Origin of the sequence: uncultured Ruminococcus sp. (genome assembly GCF_934476685.1) — a bacterium.
Classification (GTDB): Bacteria; Bacillota; Clostridia; order Oscillospirales; family Ruminococcaceae; genus Hominimerdicola.
On record NZ_CAKSNX010000016.1, the window covers coordinates 1 to 15,078 of the forward strand.

A 15,078-nucleotide genomic window follows, 5' to 3' on the forward strand; every position below is an offset into this window, starting at 1 on the left:
TTATCTCTCTCCTGTTCAATTCAAAGCTTCCCATTCGGCTAAATAATTTCTGTACTATTTGGGGTTGACAATACACAGTTTCAGAAGGAAGCGAGATAACACCCGATGAAAATTTCGAGCCGTCAGAAAGCGAATGTGAGGATTTTGAAGAAGATGAAGAAATGGGCATGGAAATGTCTATGTGATAGGAGGTCGCAAATGAAAAATAAACAGCTATACATTGCTTACGGAAGCAACATCAACTTGGAGCAAATGGCATATCGGTGTCCGCATTCAAAGGTTGTGGGAACATCGAAAATCAAGGATTATGAATTGGAGTTCAGAGGCGTTGCAACGATTGTTCCTCAAAAAGGCGCGACCGTTCCCGTTTTGATCTGGAAACTCGATGAAAGAGATTTGCCTGCTTTAAATCGTTATGAAGGCTACCCGAGGCTTTATAGGCAGGAAACAATGTCTTTTGATTTGGATAGCAAACAATATGATGGCATGGCATATCTGATGAATTATGGTAAGCTTTCTCCGCCAAGTCAGCAGTACTACAATACGATTTTGCAGGGTTACAGAGAGAACGGTCTGGATGAGAAATATCTTCAAACTGCTTTGGAGAATTCGTTGCAGCTTGAGTGTTCTGTAAATGATGAATTCGATGAGGATTTTGATGAAGATTACGATTATGACGACGATATGCAGATGAAATTTTAGGAGGCTTGCAGCTATGAGATACAAAGGATTTTATGTGAAAATTACTCCCGATACAAATCTTAATCGGGAGGATAAGAACGGAAATGATATTCGCTGTAACGGCTTTACTATTGAAGTTTTTGCGGATGAATCCAAAAAGACTGAGATCGATATTTTTTCGGCGGCGGTGGATTTTGAACTGTTGAAAAACAGTTTTGAGGAAGCGGTACAGTTTGCTAAAGATTACATCGACTGTGAGGAGAAGGAGTACCGGAGAATGTTAGACGAATTTAATGGCAAATAAACGGATGTGCAGTTTGGACAAATTCATTTGGACCGAACATAATTATCGACTTTTACACAATATATTATCTAAAAATGAACAATAAGATGCAGTTTGCGTCAAAAAACTGCATCTTATGCCATATTTATTGACAAATCTAATGTAGATATTTATAATAAGTTTATACAATTAGTTGAATCTTTATGTTTAAAGTCTACAATTCCGGTCTTTCGCAAACAATTTGGTATCTCGCATCAAGTTTCAGCAAAATATAAATTTCTGTTGGGAGCAAATGTTGTTAGAGTTATAATTGGCAGAATAAAACATGAAAGTAATAAAAGATAATGCAAATGCTTTTGCATATTTAAATAAAAAAGTGAGGGTTTTGTAATGAATTGGGAACAGCTTTTATGTGAAAAACGTCAGTCTAAATCAAAATCTAAAAATAGTAAAGATTTACGCAATGAATTTCAAAAAGATTATCATAGAATAATATGCAGTGCTTCGTTCAGGCGCTTGCAGGATAAAACACAGGTTTTTCCGTTGGATAAAAGTGATTTTGTCCGTACAAGACTTACTCATTCACTTGAAGTTTCTTCTTTTGCAAAATCATTGGGACAGACTGCTTTTCAGTATTTGATCGATAAAGATATTGACAAGGAACTTACTACTGAAATTAAGGATAAGGCGTGCAGTATACTTGAATGTGCAGGTCTGCTGCACGATATAGGTAATCCTCCTTTCGGACATTTTGGTGAAGATTCCATAAGGAATTGGTTTGAATCGAATCTAACAAAAATTGAATTTGACGGGACTGTGCTTGATGAATATTTAGATGAGCAGATGAAAAACGATCTGCTTCATTTTGAGGGTAATGCTCAAGCTCTTCGATTGCTGACTAAGCTGCATTATCTTGTTGACGAAAACGGTATGCACCTGACTTATGCTTTGCTCAATACGCTGATAAAGTATCCCGTTTCTTCCTGTGAAACAGATAGGCACAGTGGTGATATAAAAACCAAGAAAATGGGTTATTACCTTGCCGAAAAAGATCTGTTTGACGATATTACATCTTCAACCGGTGCAGTAGATTGCCGATATCCGCTTACATATCTGCTTGAAGCCGCAGATGATATAGCTTATCTGACCGCTGACATAGAGGATGCCGTAAAGAAGGGTTTTCTGAGTTATCATCAGCTTATTGAAAAATTAAGAAGTGAGAAATACATATCTGAATGTGTCGACGAAAACGAGAGAAAAAATTATACCAATATGATTAGTTTGCTGGAAACTAAATATCAGAATGCAAAAGCTAAGAGAATAACGGATCCGGAACTTAATGCAGTCCAGAATTGGGTTATCAGTGTGCAGGGAAATCTTTTATACTGTGCTTCGTATGGTTTTACAAAGAATTACAGAAGCATAATGGACGGCACATTCACTAAAGAGGTGCTTGCTGTGTCCTATGGAAATGCTATGTCAAAGGCTTTAGGATGTATAGCATATGAGTATGTTTTCCGTTCTAAGCCGATACTCAAAATGGAGATTTCGGCAGGTAAGATCATCAACTTTTTGCTTGACAATTTCATTCCTGCGGCGGTTCATTATGATACGAAATCAGAGCTTTCGCCTATGGAGGACAGGCTCATGAGCATTGTTTCCGAGAATTATCGTGAGATATATTCTATATATTCCGCAGATAAAAATGACAAGGAAAAGCTTTATCTCAAACTGCTTCTGGTTACGGATTTTGTTTGCGGTATGACTGACAGTTATGCAAAAAGACTTTATCAGGAACTAAGTGGGATCGAGTGATTATAAATCTTTGGAGAGATTTTTAACGAATGATAATTGTATATTATTTTGCGTTAACCCTTATCTTATTTCTTGGATGCTTGACAGAAAGAATTTCTTTTTGTTTTGCCATAGCAACATGGGTATAAATTTGTGTGGTTGTGATGGAACTGTGCCCCAATAGCTTCTGTATGTAACGAATGTCAACATCTTCGTCAAGAAGCAAAGTGGCAAATGAATGACGAAACATGTGCGGTGTTATATGTATATCGTATTCGGTCATAGCTGTGTATTTTCGAATGATTTCACGAACTGATTGCTCAGTGAGACGATGATGCAGTTTGTTGACAAAGAAGAATCCACACGTCTTTATGTCCTCTTGAAATAGATCATAATAAGATTGAAGCACCCTTAAAACATCGGTATTTTCAATCTGTATCATCCGTTCTTTAGAACCTTTTCCGAAAATCTTGATGGTGTGATTCGTCAAATCTACAGATGTGGGTGTCAGATTGCAAATTTCAGATACCCTGGCTCCGGTTGCAAAGAGAATTTCAAGAATTGCAATGTCACGAGTCGTGCAGCGTTTTTGATAATCTGTTTCAGCCTGTGAAAATGAATTGTAAGCACACGTTAGCAGACTGTTGATTATATTGAGGGGGATCGTTTTGGGAAGAATTGTAGGTTCTTGAAAGGAAACATCAATTTTGTTGAATGGATTGATTTCAATTACGTCTTCAATTAAAAGATAATGAGTAAACGCTTTGATGGAAGCGATTTTTCGCTTTACCGTCTTGGGCTTGAATCGTTCGTGAAGTATGTCGATGTATCGGCAAATCATCTCTTTGGAAAATGTGTTGTCTGTATATTCAGAGAATTGCCTAAGATCGATTCTGTAAGCCTTAATGGTTTTTTCATTCAGAGCTTTTCTGGACATGCAGTAGTTAAGAAATCGTTCTATTTGCAGGTTTAAGTTTATCATGATAGCTACTCCTTCGTTTGGGAATAATTCTATTATATATTGTAATACGCTTTTTGTCGAATAGTGTCGATGAATTTCTTGGAAAAATCTGCGAGATTATGTTGATTTTGAAGAAAAATTGGTGTATAATAGTATTATCAAAACTCAACACAGGATAACTTCAAATTATATTATGTAAGGTGACCTTTTATGAATAATAATGTGGATTATAAATTAATGCGTTTGACCTCCTCAAAATGTTCGGAATATTTTGAAGCCATGAAGATTTATACACAGTCAGTTGAATATATACAAAAAACAAGCACTAATGAAATTAAATATTGGATAGACCATTACAAAAAGTTTGCGTTAGGAGATTTGTTTTTCTTTGTTTTATTATCAAATGACATTGTAATTGGATATGCAGAACTGGCATATATTAAGAAAAGCCGAACATTACTAATAGATTATATTGCAATAGATAAGCAATACAATTCAAATAGTGCTTTTTATTCTTTTTACTGGTTAATAGTAGATTATATTAATAAGCAGGGTTTGGATTACGACTTTATAACAAAAGAAATTCTGTGCAAATATGATTCAACAAAAATATACCTTTCAGAAATAAAGATGTATGAACTTGAAAATTTTAAAGTAGCAAATTGTCTATATGTTCACCCTATGCTTGAAAAAACAAATGAGGAAAGCGAAAAAGAATCACTACTAATGATATACCAAAAAGTATTGGGGTTGAGCCAAATAAAAAATAATACATACATTTCAATTGTTAAAACTGTATATTTGTATTATCAAGCATGGGATGATCCCTTCATTGATATTTCTGAAAAACAAGACTATCTAAAGAAATATGAGGGTTATTTGAGCATGATAACCAGCTCATTGAATGAGGAGTATGTCATAATGAATGGGTATAATAAAAAGCACTCCTATTCATCTGATGATAAAAGCATTCCTTCAAAAACTAAGTCTATTCAAAACGCTTTAATATATACAATAATTGTTATTATTGTGGTACTGGGGGTTCTGTTTTTTGCGAAAGAACTAAATGTTCAATTAACAACTATTGCATTAGTGTCAGTAGCAGTAGTATTTATAGTGTTTTCTTTTGTAGCCTTATCTGATTCGAAAGCAGCAAAAATAATTAAAAATTTGCCAGTGTTCTCTAAACTTTTTGAACTGTTAAAATGATATTGCAAGATTTATTTCTAATACATGGGAGGCATTTAAGGAACGAATCGAACTTCGCAAATTTGGCTGATTTATTTTCATCTTTTGTATATCTGTATAGTAATGGACTCAACAAATGAAACCTTTCGACATTTATAATCTTTAGTGAATAGGTTTTGAGAATTCCCACTATATATGAATAAGAAAAAACCCATATTTTATCTTCATATCCACTATTAAATGAATGAATTATTGTCGCTTCACTTTTATATTCTTTTTGTCCGTAAAATTGCCAACTTTCGCTTTGCTCAAAATCAATTATAAAATATCCACCTTTTTTTAATGTCCTACTTATTTCGCTAATTACTGCAAATGGGTCACAATAATTTATAACTGATCCTACACAAATCCCTCCATCAAAAAAATTATCATTAAAAGGTGTATTTTCGGCAGAAGAAACAATAAAGTTTTTGCAATGTTTAATTTTTTCTTCGGCAATGTCTACATGATAGTGTATGCCATTAATATTATATTCATTGCCCCCAGAACCGAGATTTAATATTAAAGACTCATCTGACAAATTCATCAGTTCCTTTTGAGAATTTATATATTTTACTATACAATTATGTGTATAACTATACCATTTGTCATCATCTGGCCATATTTCATGCATTTCGTTATACATTTGCGCAATTTCTTCTTTATTTAAATGGTTATTATTCATAAAAGGTCACCTTACATAATATAATTTGAAGTTATCCTGTGTTGAAGTGTGATGAGAAGAAATTATTAGCAAACTAAACAAGCTTATCTATACCTAGATTCAAAACTTATATTTGTAAATATTTTACATTTCTAACATTTCTGAGGAGGTACCAATGTTTCAAAGAATTAAAAACAATTTAAAGTATATAGGTTCACGATTTACTATACTCACTTCTATAATTTTTGGGATCATCTCGATCGTACAGATGTTTGTAGGCTGGGAAGTGCTTGGTATAGAAGAAAATGATACGAACAGAAAAGTAATTTTACTTATTTCATTACTCATCTTTTGTGGTATTATTGCTATAATATGGGGAATATTCTTCTCAAATGAAATTACTGTGTTTGCGCAGGATGATGTTGAAATCAAGGTCAAATACGATGATTTAATGAAAATAGCATTTCCTAAAAAAACAGAAGAGGAAAGAATAGTGGTTATAGCTGTAAATTGTTGCTTTGATATGACTATAAATCAGAATTTAATTAGGGAACATTCTGTTCATGGCCAATTTCTAAAACATTTTGTCCATAATGAAAGTGATCAACGTTTATTAGAAGATTCGATTAAAGCATCATTACAAGAATTAAATGTACAGTACACTCAGTTGACAAGAACAGATAAGAATCATGGTAATTTGATGCGTTACCCTCTAGGAACAATAGCTAGAATTCCTGGTAATAATGGAGTAACATTTTTTCTAATGGCATTAACTGAGTTTGATATGCATTGTAAAGCACATTGTAACAAGCATCAATATGTTGAATGTATGTTAAAGCTATTTGAATACTATGATACGCATGGACAGGGTATGAACTTATATTTGTATCCTATGGGGACAAGCATGGCAAGAACCGGTCTTACGAAAAAAGAAGCCCTTGAGGCTGTAGTTGCATTAACTAAAATATCAAAAGAGCATTTGAAGTCTAAAACGACAATAATAGTTGATAAGAATAATAAAAATGAAATAGCAATAACCGATATATAAGGAGGAAACATTATGGCTTATAGAAATGGTACATATATTGCTTTCGATGGACAGGGCACAACTAATCCTACTGAAAGTGACTTGAAGTATTTAGGTTTGCTTCGAAGCTGGAATCAAAATAAAAAGTATGAGCTGCATTTTAGTGACAGCCATTTAAAAACCTATAGGGTTCTTGATAATAGTAAGAGAATAACTTTAGAAAATCGACTTATGGAAAGAATGAGAAGCTCAAAAAATATGTTGCTTATCTTGTCCAACAGCACAAATTACGACAGAGGAATGCTGAATTTTGAAATAGAAAAGGTTGTAGATTTATATAAAATCCCTATTATAGTGGCATACACCGGTTGCAATTATGTTTTAGATTCAACTACATACGCAAGCAGATGGCCTAAGGCTCTTAAGGAACGAATTGACAATGGTACAGCTAAAGCTATACATATTGCATTTAAAGAAAAGGCTATTATGTGTGCTATAAATCAATTTTCAGTTCATAGTACAGGGAACAATTTACTTACTGGATCACATCACACATATACGAAAAATACGTATATTTCGTGGGGATATTTAAAATAAAGAATAAAAATAAGTAGGTTTAATTTAATGCACATTTAAGAGAGGAACATAGTATGGATTATAAAGAAATAATGGAAAAGATAAATTCAAGCAATAAAATTACTGTTGAAAAAACAAAGGATATTCCTCATGGAAGAAGTTTATTATTAAATAATGGAGGCATTATAAACTGTTATAACAGTGGGAAATATGTCGTTCAGGGTAAAAACCAAGATGATATAAAGGCGATTCTTGGAGATATTACAGTCCATAATAATAGAAAAATATTTGTTGTTTATGGACATGATGATATCGCACGAACACAACTTGAAGCTTTGTTGCGACGTTGGGATTTAGAGCCAATAATACTTGATCAACAAGCGTCAAGCGGACAAACCATAATTGAAAAACTTGAAGAGTATAGTGATGAAGTTGGGTATGCAATAGTATTAGCAACTCCAGATGATGACGGAAGAGCTAAAACAGAAGACGATTTTAGATCTCGTGTTAGACAGAATGTGGTTCTTGAACTGGGAATGTTTCTTGCACGGCTTGGCAGAGAAAAAGTTGCCATACTTTTAAAGGAAGCAAAAGATTTCGAAAAACCTTCAGATATACAAGGATTAATATATATTCCATTCCAGAACAAAGTGGATGAAGTAACTGTATATCTGATTCGAGAACTTTCTCGTCAGGGGTATAATATTGATTCTGCCAAAATTTGAACATATTAAAACGTCAATTATTATTGTCCGCATTCCTTTGTCTTATATCATAAGGATTTCCTTTCTCATTGAACTACATACTCTATAATTCCAGAGTTATAATACATAAAATATAATAACCTAAAGATTATTGCTTTTTCTCATGATGTTGATGATACTATTGTAGTTTCAAATAATCTTTATTTTGATATAGACATAATACAACATTTTATCAGGGGAAAATTGTATGTATTCATATTTTATAAAATCTAATTTATGATTATTTAAAAAGAAATTAAACGATGTTGTTGAAATACAAACGCACCCCAAAAGTTATACTGAATTCATACACTCTCTAAAATGATATGAGTTGCTTAATTATAAAGGAAATTAATTGTTGAATCTCAATTTATAGTGATAGGAGTAATTAATATGACGGAGATGTTTATTAGTTGGTCAGGAGAACATAGCAAAATTATCGCCAGTAATCTTAAATCCATATTAGAATTAGCGTTTGAGAATGAAGATATCACAGTTTTTATGTCGGAGAAAGATATCGAATCAGGCACAGAGTGGTTTCCATCAATTAAATCTCATTTAAATAATAGCTGTTGTGCAATTATTGTTTTGACAAAAGAAAATACTAATGCTCCATGGGTTTTGTTTGAATCTGGAGCCATGGCAATGAAATACGAAGACAAACGAGTTATCCCTTTTCTTTTTGAAGTTAATATTAAAGAAGACCATCCATTGTATCATTATAATCGCATAAAATATTCAAGAGAAGGATTTAACAAAATGATTTTTGACATCCGTTCATTTTGTGAGTTTCAAAATAGCACAAAGAAACAATTAGAAACTATCCTCTCTTCTTTGTATAATGAATTCAACGATAAGATCAAAGATTCTATACATCAATTAAGCATTTCTGGATTTTTCGGTTCAGCCTATATATATCCTAAATCGATTCGAACAGTTTCCAAAGACAGTATTTTTATTAGTTCGCCAATGAATAGCATAAAAAACGATGAGGAATATAAACAATTACGTAGTGATATACTATCTTTGAAAACCCAATTATGTGAACTAGGATTTCAAGAAATAATTTATCCTGGAACGGAAATTGAGAGTAATACACAATTTGAAGGAGAAAACAAAGCAATTAATAAAAACTTCAAAAAATTGAAATCTGCTGAATGCTTACTAGCTATCTATCCTAAAAGCATTGCCTCCAGTGTATTATTAGAAATTGGATATGCAATTGCATTAACCAAAAATATTGTCGTTTTTACAAAACACAAGAAAAAACTCCCTTTTATGTTGAGGGAGGCAGATACAATAAATAATATAAAAATATTTGAATACAAAAATTTTAAAGATATTGAAGATCGCATTATTATGAATGGTCGTGATCTTTTCAACATAGAATAAAGGAGAGGATTATGTCAATTAATAATATTTTTATTGCTACACCTATAGCAGGTTTTTTAAACAAGAACGATTATAAAATGTATAAAAAATTAATAGAAGAAATTGTAGTTGAAATTAATCGCACCAACATATTTGGCAATGTTTATTGTGAAATAACAAACTTAGATGATATTGCTGATTATGATAGTCCTGCAGCTTCAGCAGCAAAAGATTTTAATAATGTTTTAAATTCAGAATATTTCATATTATTATATCCACAAAGAGTTGTTAGTAGTGCTTTGATTGAATTAGGATACGCACTTGCAAAAGGGAAAAAAATACTAATCATTTCTTCAGATAAAAATGCTCTTCCATACATGGCTTTGGAACTTGATAAAATTTATCACAATGTAACAATTAAATATAGCAAATTTACTTTTCATAATTTATTTGATTATATTAAAGCCTTTTGTTGCAAATGATTAAACATTCACAATTGTTAACCTTCCTATCATAAATTATTATCACCTTATTTACCATATAATTTTTTCATTTATCTTCAATTATATCCAAACTTTTAACGTACAATAAGTTTCTTATTTTATATTGATAAAAATGTTGCTTCTGTCATTCATCTATTTTATAGTCGCAACACAAATATTCGTCCTGTAAATGCTGAATTTACAGGACTTTTTGCTGTATATACATTAAATGTAAGGAGGATATTATGATAAGACATATTCTGTTTTGGAATTTTACTGAAAAAGTAAAGAATGAACATAGTGAAGATGAAGTGCTTGTTTTTCTTCAGAATTCTGTGGAAACTATGAATGGTCATATTGATGGACTTATACACGCTGAGATAGGCAAAAATTTTGCTGGCGGATATGATCTTGTATTCTATTCTGAGTTTACTGATGAAAATGCGCTTAAAGGTTTTAAGGACCACCCGCTTCATGTTGCTCACAGAGAACGCTGCATGGATATAGTGACCGACAGACTTTGCGGTGACGTTAAAGCTGACGAAAAAATGTAATATTGCTCAATGCAGTCAGGCGGTAAAAGCTTGGCTGCGTTTTTAACTTTATTGACAAAGACGCAAATAAAAGATATAATCAAATAAAAAGATTTTTTGAAAGGACAACATAAATGTATAAAATAATGATAATTGAAGATGACAGCGGCTTGTCGGCGGCAATAAAGAAACAGCTTGAGGTATGGGGTTATGAGGCTGTATGTGTAAGAAATTTTCAGAAGGTAACGGAAGAATTTATTGAATATGATCCCCATCTGGTGCTTGTGGATATTATGCTGCCATTTTTTAACGGGTATCATTGGTGCAGCGAGATAAGAAAAATTTCTAATGTACCTGTTATTTTCATTTCTTCCGCTTCGGATAATATGAATATCGTTATGGCGATGAATATGGGCGGCGATGACTTTATCCCGAAGCCTATTGATCTCGGTGTTATGACCGCAAAGATCGGTGCTGTGCTGCGGAGAGTTTATGATATGTCTGGAAAAATACCTGTGCTGGAGTATAAAGGTGCGGTGCTTAATCTCAACGATATGTCGCTTTTGTATAATGGTAAGGTCTTGCAGCTTACGAAGAATGATTTTAAGATACTTCAAACTCTTATGGAAAGCAAAGGCAAAGTTGTCAGCCGTGAAACCCTTATGACTAAGCTTTGGCAGATAGATTGCTATGTGGAGGAAAATACCCTTACGGTCAATGTTACAAGACTGCGTAAAAAGCTTGAAACTATTGGTCTTAAAGGTTTTATAACCACAAAAGTCGGCGTCGGATATATTTTGGAGTAGAGTAAAATGGAAAACAGATCAATACTTAAATTAATTGCGGATTATCTCAGACAATACAGATTTTATGGCATTATGACGGTGATATTTGCAGCGGTTTTTGCGCTGGTTTTTTATCTTTACGATCTGAAATTTGAGGCTGTGCTGTATGCTCTTGTGATATGTGCTGTCATAGGTCTGGCGGTGCTGATAATAAATTTTATCAATTTTGCAGTGAAAAGGAAAAAGCGTATGCTTTTTATGGACAATATAAGCATTACGGACGAAAGCCTGCCTGAACCTAAAAATCCTGTTGAGTCGGATTACATAATGATGATAGAAAAGCTGAGAAAGATAAATCGTGACAATATGACGGCTTATCAGACTGAGCGCAGTGAGGCGCTGGATTATTACACTACCTGGGTGCATCAGATCAAAACACCTATATCTGTAATGCAGATGATCCTTCAAAGTGATGATACCGATGAGCATAGGGAGCTTTCGGCGGAACTTTTCAGAGTTGAGCAGTATGCGGAAATGGCACTTAACTATATCAGACTTGACAGTAACTCAAATGACCTTGTTATAAAGAAGCTTGACCTTGATGAAGTTATAAGAGGCTGTGTGAGAAGATATGCCGCACAGTTTATAAGAAAAAAGCTGACGATCAAATACAGCGGAACAGATGTAAAAGTGCTTTCTGATGAGAAATGGCTGACATTTATTATAGAACAGCTGCTGTCCAATGCGGTGAAGTATACCGAAAAAGGCTTTGTGGAGATATCCGTAAGTGACGAAAAACTTCTGTCAGTAAAAGATACAGGTATCGGTATAGCGCAGGAGGATATACCGAGAATATTTGAAAAGGGATTTACCGGTTATAACGGACGTGAAAATTCAAAATCCACAGGTCTTGGTCTTTATCTATGTGAAAAGGCGGCGAAAATGCTGGGGCATAGGATCTCTGCTAAGTCGGAGATAGGCAAGGGGAGCGTATTTACTATTGACCTTCATAGGGACAAGTTTGATGTGGAGTAACTCATCTTACAAAAATGTCACATAAAAGCCCGAAATGTCACACGATAAGATTTTGAAAATACTTTGTTTGTGATAAAATATAGTTACAGCAAAAGGAAGGAGATAGTAATATGACTATATTGGAGGTAAAAAGTCTTGAAAAAATATATACGTCAAGGCTTGGCACAAACAAGGTAAAGGCACTTAGAAACGTGAATTTTTCCGTTGAACAAGGGGAGTATGTTGCAATAATGGGTGAGTCGGGTTCTGGTAAGACCACTCTGCTCAATATCCTTGCGGCTCTTGATAAGCCGACAAACGGAGAGGTAAATCTTGAGGGTACTGAAATGTCAAAGATAAAGGACAGCGAGCTTTCATCTTTCAGAAGAAACAATCTCGGTTTCGTTTTTCAGGATTTTAACCTGCTTGATAATTTCACCCTTGAAGATAATATTTATCTGCCTATGGTGCTTTCGGGTGCAGGATATACGGAAATGAGAGATAGACTTTCGCCCATAGCAAAGCTGCTTGGCATAACGGAACTTTTGAAAAAGTATCCATATGAGGTCAGCGGCGGACAGAAACAGCGTGCCGCCGTTGCAAGAGCCTTGATAATGAAACCGAAGCTTATCCTTGCAGACGAACCGACAGGCGCTCTTGACTCAAAATCCACCGACAGCCTGCTTAAAGTTTTTTCGGATATAAACAAGAGCGGTCAGACTATACTTATGGTAACACATTCCACCAAAGCCGCCAGCCACGCAGGCAGAGTGCTTTTCATAAAGGACGGTGAGGTATTTCATCAGATATACCGTGGCGAACGCACCAATGAGCAGATGTATCAGAAAATATCAGATACTCTGACACTGCTTGCAACAGGCGGCGAAAGCGGTGAGAACGATGAATAAGAGCCTTTATTTCAGACTTGCCGCAGGGAATATCCGCAAGAACGCAAAAAGCTATGTTCCTTTTATCATCACAAGTGTTATAACTGCGGCAATGTTCTTTATCATCAGTTCTCTCGCTTTAAATGAGGATCTTGCAAAGCTTAAAGGTGCGGATTCGGTGCAGGTGGTACTTGGTCTTGGCACATGGATAACGGCAATATTTGCAGTAATATTCCTTTTCTACACAAACAGTTTTCTTATGAAAAGACGTAAAAAGGAAATTGGCTTGTGGAATATTCTCGGAATGGAGAAAAAGCATATCGCTAAGGTCATCTTGATCGAAACGGCTTATGTTTATGCAATAACAGCAGTAGGCGGACTGCTGTTCGGACTTCTCCTCGACAAGCTTATGATCCTGCTGGTAGCGAAAATGATAAATGCAGGAGCGATACCAGAATTTTATTTTTCAGGAATTGCTTTAAGAAATATGGCTATACTTTTTGCCGCAATATTCCTGCTTATCTACCTTGATTCACTCAGACAGATAACTTTCTCAAAGCCTATCGAGCTGCTGCACGGCGGTTCAGTCGGAGAAAAAGAACCGAAGGCAAAATGGATTCTGGCTATATTGGGGGTAGGCTGTCTTGGAATGGGTTATTATCTTGCAGTTTCAATTACAAATCCTATCGAGGCGCTGAATGCATTTTTTGTTGCAGTCATACTGGTCATAGTAGGAACATATCTTATATTCACAGCAGGCAGCATTGCTGTACTTAAACTATTAAAAAAGAACAAAAGATTTTATTATAAAACAAAGCATTTCATCAGCGTTTCGGGAATGATGTACAGAATGAAACAGAACGCTGTTGGTCTGGGCAATATCTGCATACTGTCCACAATGGTGCTGGTCATGATATCCTCCACAAGTTCGCTTGTTATCGGCGTGGATGATATCGTTCAGCAGCGTTTCCCTTATGATTTTCAGGTGTACTCATTCAGCAGCGATGATGATACTGACCTTGATGCTGTTGAAAAGAAATTGGTAAAAAGCATTAAAGAGAATGACAGCACAGCAAACAATTTTAATGTGTACAAATTCCTCTCAGTGACAGCTCTTAAAAACAGCAGCGGTGAATATTTATTCAAAAATTATCAGGACGCAGCACTTTCAGATGTAAATGATCTCTGTCAGCTTTATTTTGTTACACTTGATGATTACAGCAGAACGCACAGCGGACTTGCTCTTAATGACGGAGAAGTCTACATTTATCAAAAAAAGGGAAGTTTCGATGCAGACAGCATAACTATCAATGATAAAAAATATGCCGTAAAGGGCGAGTTGGAGGATTTTACTCCGTTCGGTGAATCTGTTGAGGACGGAACATCTTATTTGTACATTATGCTGAATGACTTTGACACGCTTGAAAGTATTTATGAACAGCAGAAGTCGGTGTATACCAATAGCTATTCCCTTATGACGGATTTCATAGGCTTTGACAGCGAACTCAGCGACAGCGAGCAGCTCGAACTCTCAACAAAGCTGTATGAAGATGTACTCAGCGGCGGCTATATAAGATGCAAGTCAGATATGGCTTCGGATTTTACAGCAATCTACGGTGGTCTATTCTTCATAGGGATTTTCCTTGGACTTCTCTTCACAATAGCGGCAATACTCATTATCTACTACAAGCAGATCTCAGAGGGCTATGACGATAAACAGCGCTTCGATATAATGCAAAAGGTCGGAATGACGCATCAGGAAGTCAAAAGCACTATCCATTCGCAGATACTCACAGTGTTCTTCCTGCCGCTCATCACATCGGGCGTACACGTTGCATTTGCCCTGCCGATGATAACAAAGATACTTAAACTTATGGGACTTACGAATGACACGCTTTATTTCACCTGCACACTTGTAAGCTTCGGAGCATTTGCGGCAATATACGCAGTCGTTTACGGACTCACCGCAAAGGTCTACTACAAGATAGTAAAAAGATAAAAGAGATAAGAAATATAAAAGACAGCAAAATAAAAGGACTCTATGGCGAAA

16 protein-coding genes are annotated in these 15,078 nt (G+C 34.9%); 14 read left to right on the plus strand and 2 right to left on the minus strand.

The features are described 5' to 3' along the window. Window positions 1-198 precede the first annotated feature (198 nt). The 3 genes from Q0E19_RS10675 to Q0E19_RS10685 all read left to right on the plus strand — a co-directional run bounded on the left by Q0E19_RS10675 (window position 199) and on the right by Q0E19_RS10685 (window position 2,779). Window positions 199-702: a gamma-glutamylcyclotransferase family protein gene (locus Q0E19_RS10675; RefSeq protein ID WP_294409504.1), complete on the plus strand. Its 504-nt coding sequence runs from the start codon at window positions 199-201 to the stop codon at window positions 700-702. 13 nt (window positions 703-715) lie between these two features. Beyond that, on the plus strand, window positions 716-985 hold the full coding sequence (locus Q0E19_RS10680) for a hypothetical protein (RefSeq protein ID WP_294409505.1): 270 nt from the start codon (window positions 716-718) through the stop codon (window positions 983-985). A 369-nt stretch (window positions 986-1,354) separates the two neighbouring features. Then, a complete protein-coding gene (locus tag Q0E19_RS10685; protein WP_294409506.1) occupies window positions 1,355-2,779 on the plus strand; it encodes a deoxyguanosinetriphosphate triphosphohydrolase in 1,425 nt (474 codons plus the stop codon). A 43-nt stretch (window positions 2,780-2,822) separates the two neighbouring features. On the opposite strand, the gene Q0E19_RS10690 is transcribed toward Q0E19_RS10685, so the two are convergent. Continuing rightward, window positions 2,823-3,740 (minus strand): tyrosine-type recombinase/integrase, encoded by a 918-nt coding sequence (locus tag Q0E19_RS10690; RefSeq protein WP_117927627.1) that lies wholly within the window; start codon window positions 3,738-3,740, stop codon window positions 2,823-2,825. Between the two features lie 189 nt (window positions 3,741-3,929). Here Q0E19_RS10690 and Q0E19_RS10695 point away from each other — a divergent pair, with 189 nt between their 5' ends. Next, window positions 3,930-4,928: a hypothetical protein gene (locus tag Q0E19_RS10695; RefSeq protein WP_294409508.1), complete on the plus strand. Its 999-nt coding sequence runs from the start codon at window positions 3,930-3,932 to the stop codon at window positions 4,926-4,928. Here Q0E19_RS10695 and Q0E19_RS10700 read toward each other — a convergent pair. Beyond that, complete coding sequence (locus tag Q0E19_RS10700; RefSeq protein WP_117927625.1) at window positions 4,903-5,631, minus strand: class I SAM-dependent methyltransferase; 729 nt, start codon at window positions 5,629-5,631, stop codon at window positions 4,903-4,905. The genes Q0E19_RS10695 and Q0E19_RS10700 overlap by 26 nt on opposite strands. Window positions 5,632-5,785: 154 nt before the next feature. On the opposite strand from Q0E19_RS10700, the gene Q0E19_RS10705 reads away from it, so the two are divergent. From Q0E19_RS10705 to Q0E19_RS10750, 10 genes are all read left to right on the plus strand, one after another. Next, on the plus strand, window positions 5,786-6,658 hold the full coding sequence (locus Q0E19_RS10705) for a macro domain-containing protein (RefSeq protein ID WP_294409509.1): 873 nt from the start codon (window positions 5,786-5,788) through the stop codon (window positions 6,656-6,658). 12 nt (window positions 6,659-6,670) lie between these two features. Further along, entirely contained in the window at window positions 6,671-7,234 is a 564-nt protein-coding gene (locus Q0E19_RS10710) for a hypothetical protein (RefSeq protein WP_294409511.1), read from the plus strand. A 53-nt stretch (window positions 7,235-7,287) separates the two neighbouring features. After that, window positions 7,288-7,938 (plus strand): TIR domain-containing protein, encoded by a 651-nt coding sequence (locus Q0E19_RS10715; protein WP_294409513.1) that lies wholly within the window; start codon window positions 7,288-7,290, stop codon window positions 7,936-7,938. A gap of 411 nt (window positions 7,939-8,349) precedes the next feature. After that, entirely contained in the window at window positions 8,350-9,348 is a 999-nt protein-coding gene (locus Q0E19_RS10720; RefSeq protein ID WP_294409515.1) for a toll/interleukin-1 receptor domain-containing protein, read from the plus strand. An 11-nt stretch (window positions 9,349-9,359) separates the two neighbouring features. Beyond that, window positions 9,360-9,809, plus strand: a complete 450-nt coding sequence (locus tag Q0E19_RS10725) for a hypothetical protein (RefSeq protein WP_294409517.1) — start codon at window positions 9,360-9,362, stop codon at window positions 9,807-9,809. A gap of 245 nt (window positions 9,810-10,054) precedes the next feature. Continuing rightward, window positions 10,055-10,363 carry a Dabb family protein gene (locus Q0E19_RS10730; protein WP_294409518.1) on the plus strand — a complete coding sequence of 103 codons (309 nt, stop codon included), beginning with the start codon at window positions 10,055-10,057 and terminating at the stop codon, window positions 10,361-10,363. A gap of 113 nt (window positions 10,364-10,476) precedes the next feature. Then, complete coding sequence (locus Q0E19_RS10735) at window positions 10,477-11,148, plus strand: response regulator transcription factor (RefSeq protein WP_294409519.1); 672 nt, start codon at window positions 10,477-10,479, stop codon at window positions 11,146-11,148. 6 nt (window positions 11,149-11,154) lie between these two features. After that, window positions 11,155-12,162, plus strand: a complete 1,008-nt coding sequence (locus tag Q0E19_RS10740; RefSeq protein WP_294409520.1) for a sensor histidine kinase — start codon at window positions 11,155-11,157, stop codon at window positions 12,160-12,162. Between the two features lie 110 nt (window positions 12,163-12,272). Then, complete coding sequence (locus Q0E19_RS10745) at window positions 12,273-13,049, plus strand: ABC transporter ATP-binding protein (RefSeq protein ID WP_294409521.1); 777 nt, start codon at window positions 12,273-12,275, stop codon at window positions 13,047-13,049. Continuing rightward, on the plus strand, window positions 13,042-15,027 hold the full coding sequence (locus Q0E19_RS10750; protein ID WP_294409533.1) for an FtsX-like permease family protein: 1,986 nt from the start codon (window positions 13,042-13,044) through the stop codon (window positions 15,025-15,027). The genes Q0E19_RS10745 and Q0E19_RS10750 overlap by 8 nt, the downstream gene beginning before the upstream one ends. Window positions 15,028-15,078 lie beyond the last annotated feature (51 nt).

Bases quoted from the DNA above. Each gene is read 5' to 3' on its own strand.
- Q0E19_RS10675 (WP_294409504.1), top strand. From the start codon at position 199: ATGAAAAATAAACAGCTATACATTGCTTACGGAAGCAACATCAACTTG.
- Q0E19_RS10680 (WP_294409505.1), top strand. From the start codon at position 716: ATGAGATACAAAGGATTTTATGTGAAAATTACTCCCGATACAAATCTT.
- Q0E19_RS10685 (WP_294409506.1), top strand. From the start codon at position 1,355: ATGAATTGGGAACAGCTTTTATGTGAAAAACGTCAGTCTAAATCAAAA.
- Q0E19_RS10690 (WP_117927627.1), bottom strand. From the start codon at position 3,740: ATGATAAACTTAAACCTGCAAATAGAACGATTTCTTAACTACTGCATG.
- Q0E19_RS10695 (WP_294409508.1), top strand. From the start codon at position 3,930: ATGAATAATAATGTGGATTATAAATTAATGCGTTTGACCTCCTCAAAA.
- Q0E19_RS10700 (WP_117927625.1), bottom strand. From the start codon at position 5,631: ATGAATAATAACCATTTAAATAAAGAAGAAATTGCGCAAATGTATAAC.
- Q0E19_RS10705 (WP_294409509.1), top strand. From the start codon at position 5,786: ATGTTTCAAAGAATTAAAAACAATTTAAAGTATATAGGTTCACGATTT.
- Q0E19_RS10710 (WP_294409511.1), top strand. From the start codon at position 6,671: ATGGCTTATAGAAATGGTACATATATTGCTTTCGATGGACAGGGCACA.
- Q0E19_RS10715 (WP_294409513.1), top strand. From the start codon at position 7,288: ATGGATTATAAAGAAATAATGGAAAAGATAAATTCAAGCAATAAAATT.
- Q0E19_RS10720 (WP_294409515.1), top strand. From the start codon at position 8,350: ATGACGGAGATGTTTATTAGTTGGTCAGGAGAACATAGCAAAATTATC.
- Q0E19_RS10725 (WP_294409517.1), top strand. From the start codon at position 9,360: ATGTCAATTAATAATATTTTTATTGCTACACCTATAGCAGGTTTTTTA.
- Q0E19_RS10730 (WP_294409518.1), top strand. From the start codon at position 10,055: ATGATAAGACATATTCTGTTTTGGAATTTTACTGAAAAAGTAAAGAAT.
- Q0E19_RS10735 (WP_294409519.1), top strand. From the start codon at position 10,477: ATGTATAAAATAATGATAATTGAAGATGACAGCGGCTTGTCGGCGGCA.
- Q0E19_RS10740 (WP_294409520.1), top strand. From the start codon at position 11,155: ATGGAAAACAGATCAATACTTAAATTAATTGCGGATTATCTCAGACAA.
- Q0E19_RS10745 (WP_294409521.1), top strand. From the start codon at position 12,273: ATGACTATATTGGAGGTAAAAAGTCTTGAAAAAATATATACGTCAAGG.
- Q0E19_RS10750 (WP_294409533.1), top strand. From the start codon at position 13,042: ATGAATAAGAGCCTTTATTTCAGACTTGCCGCAGGGAATATCCGCAAG.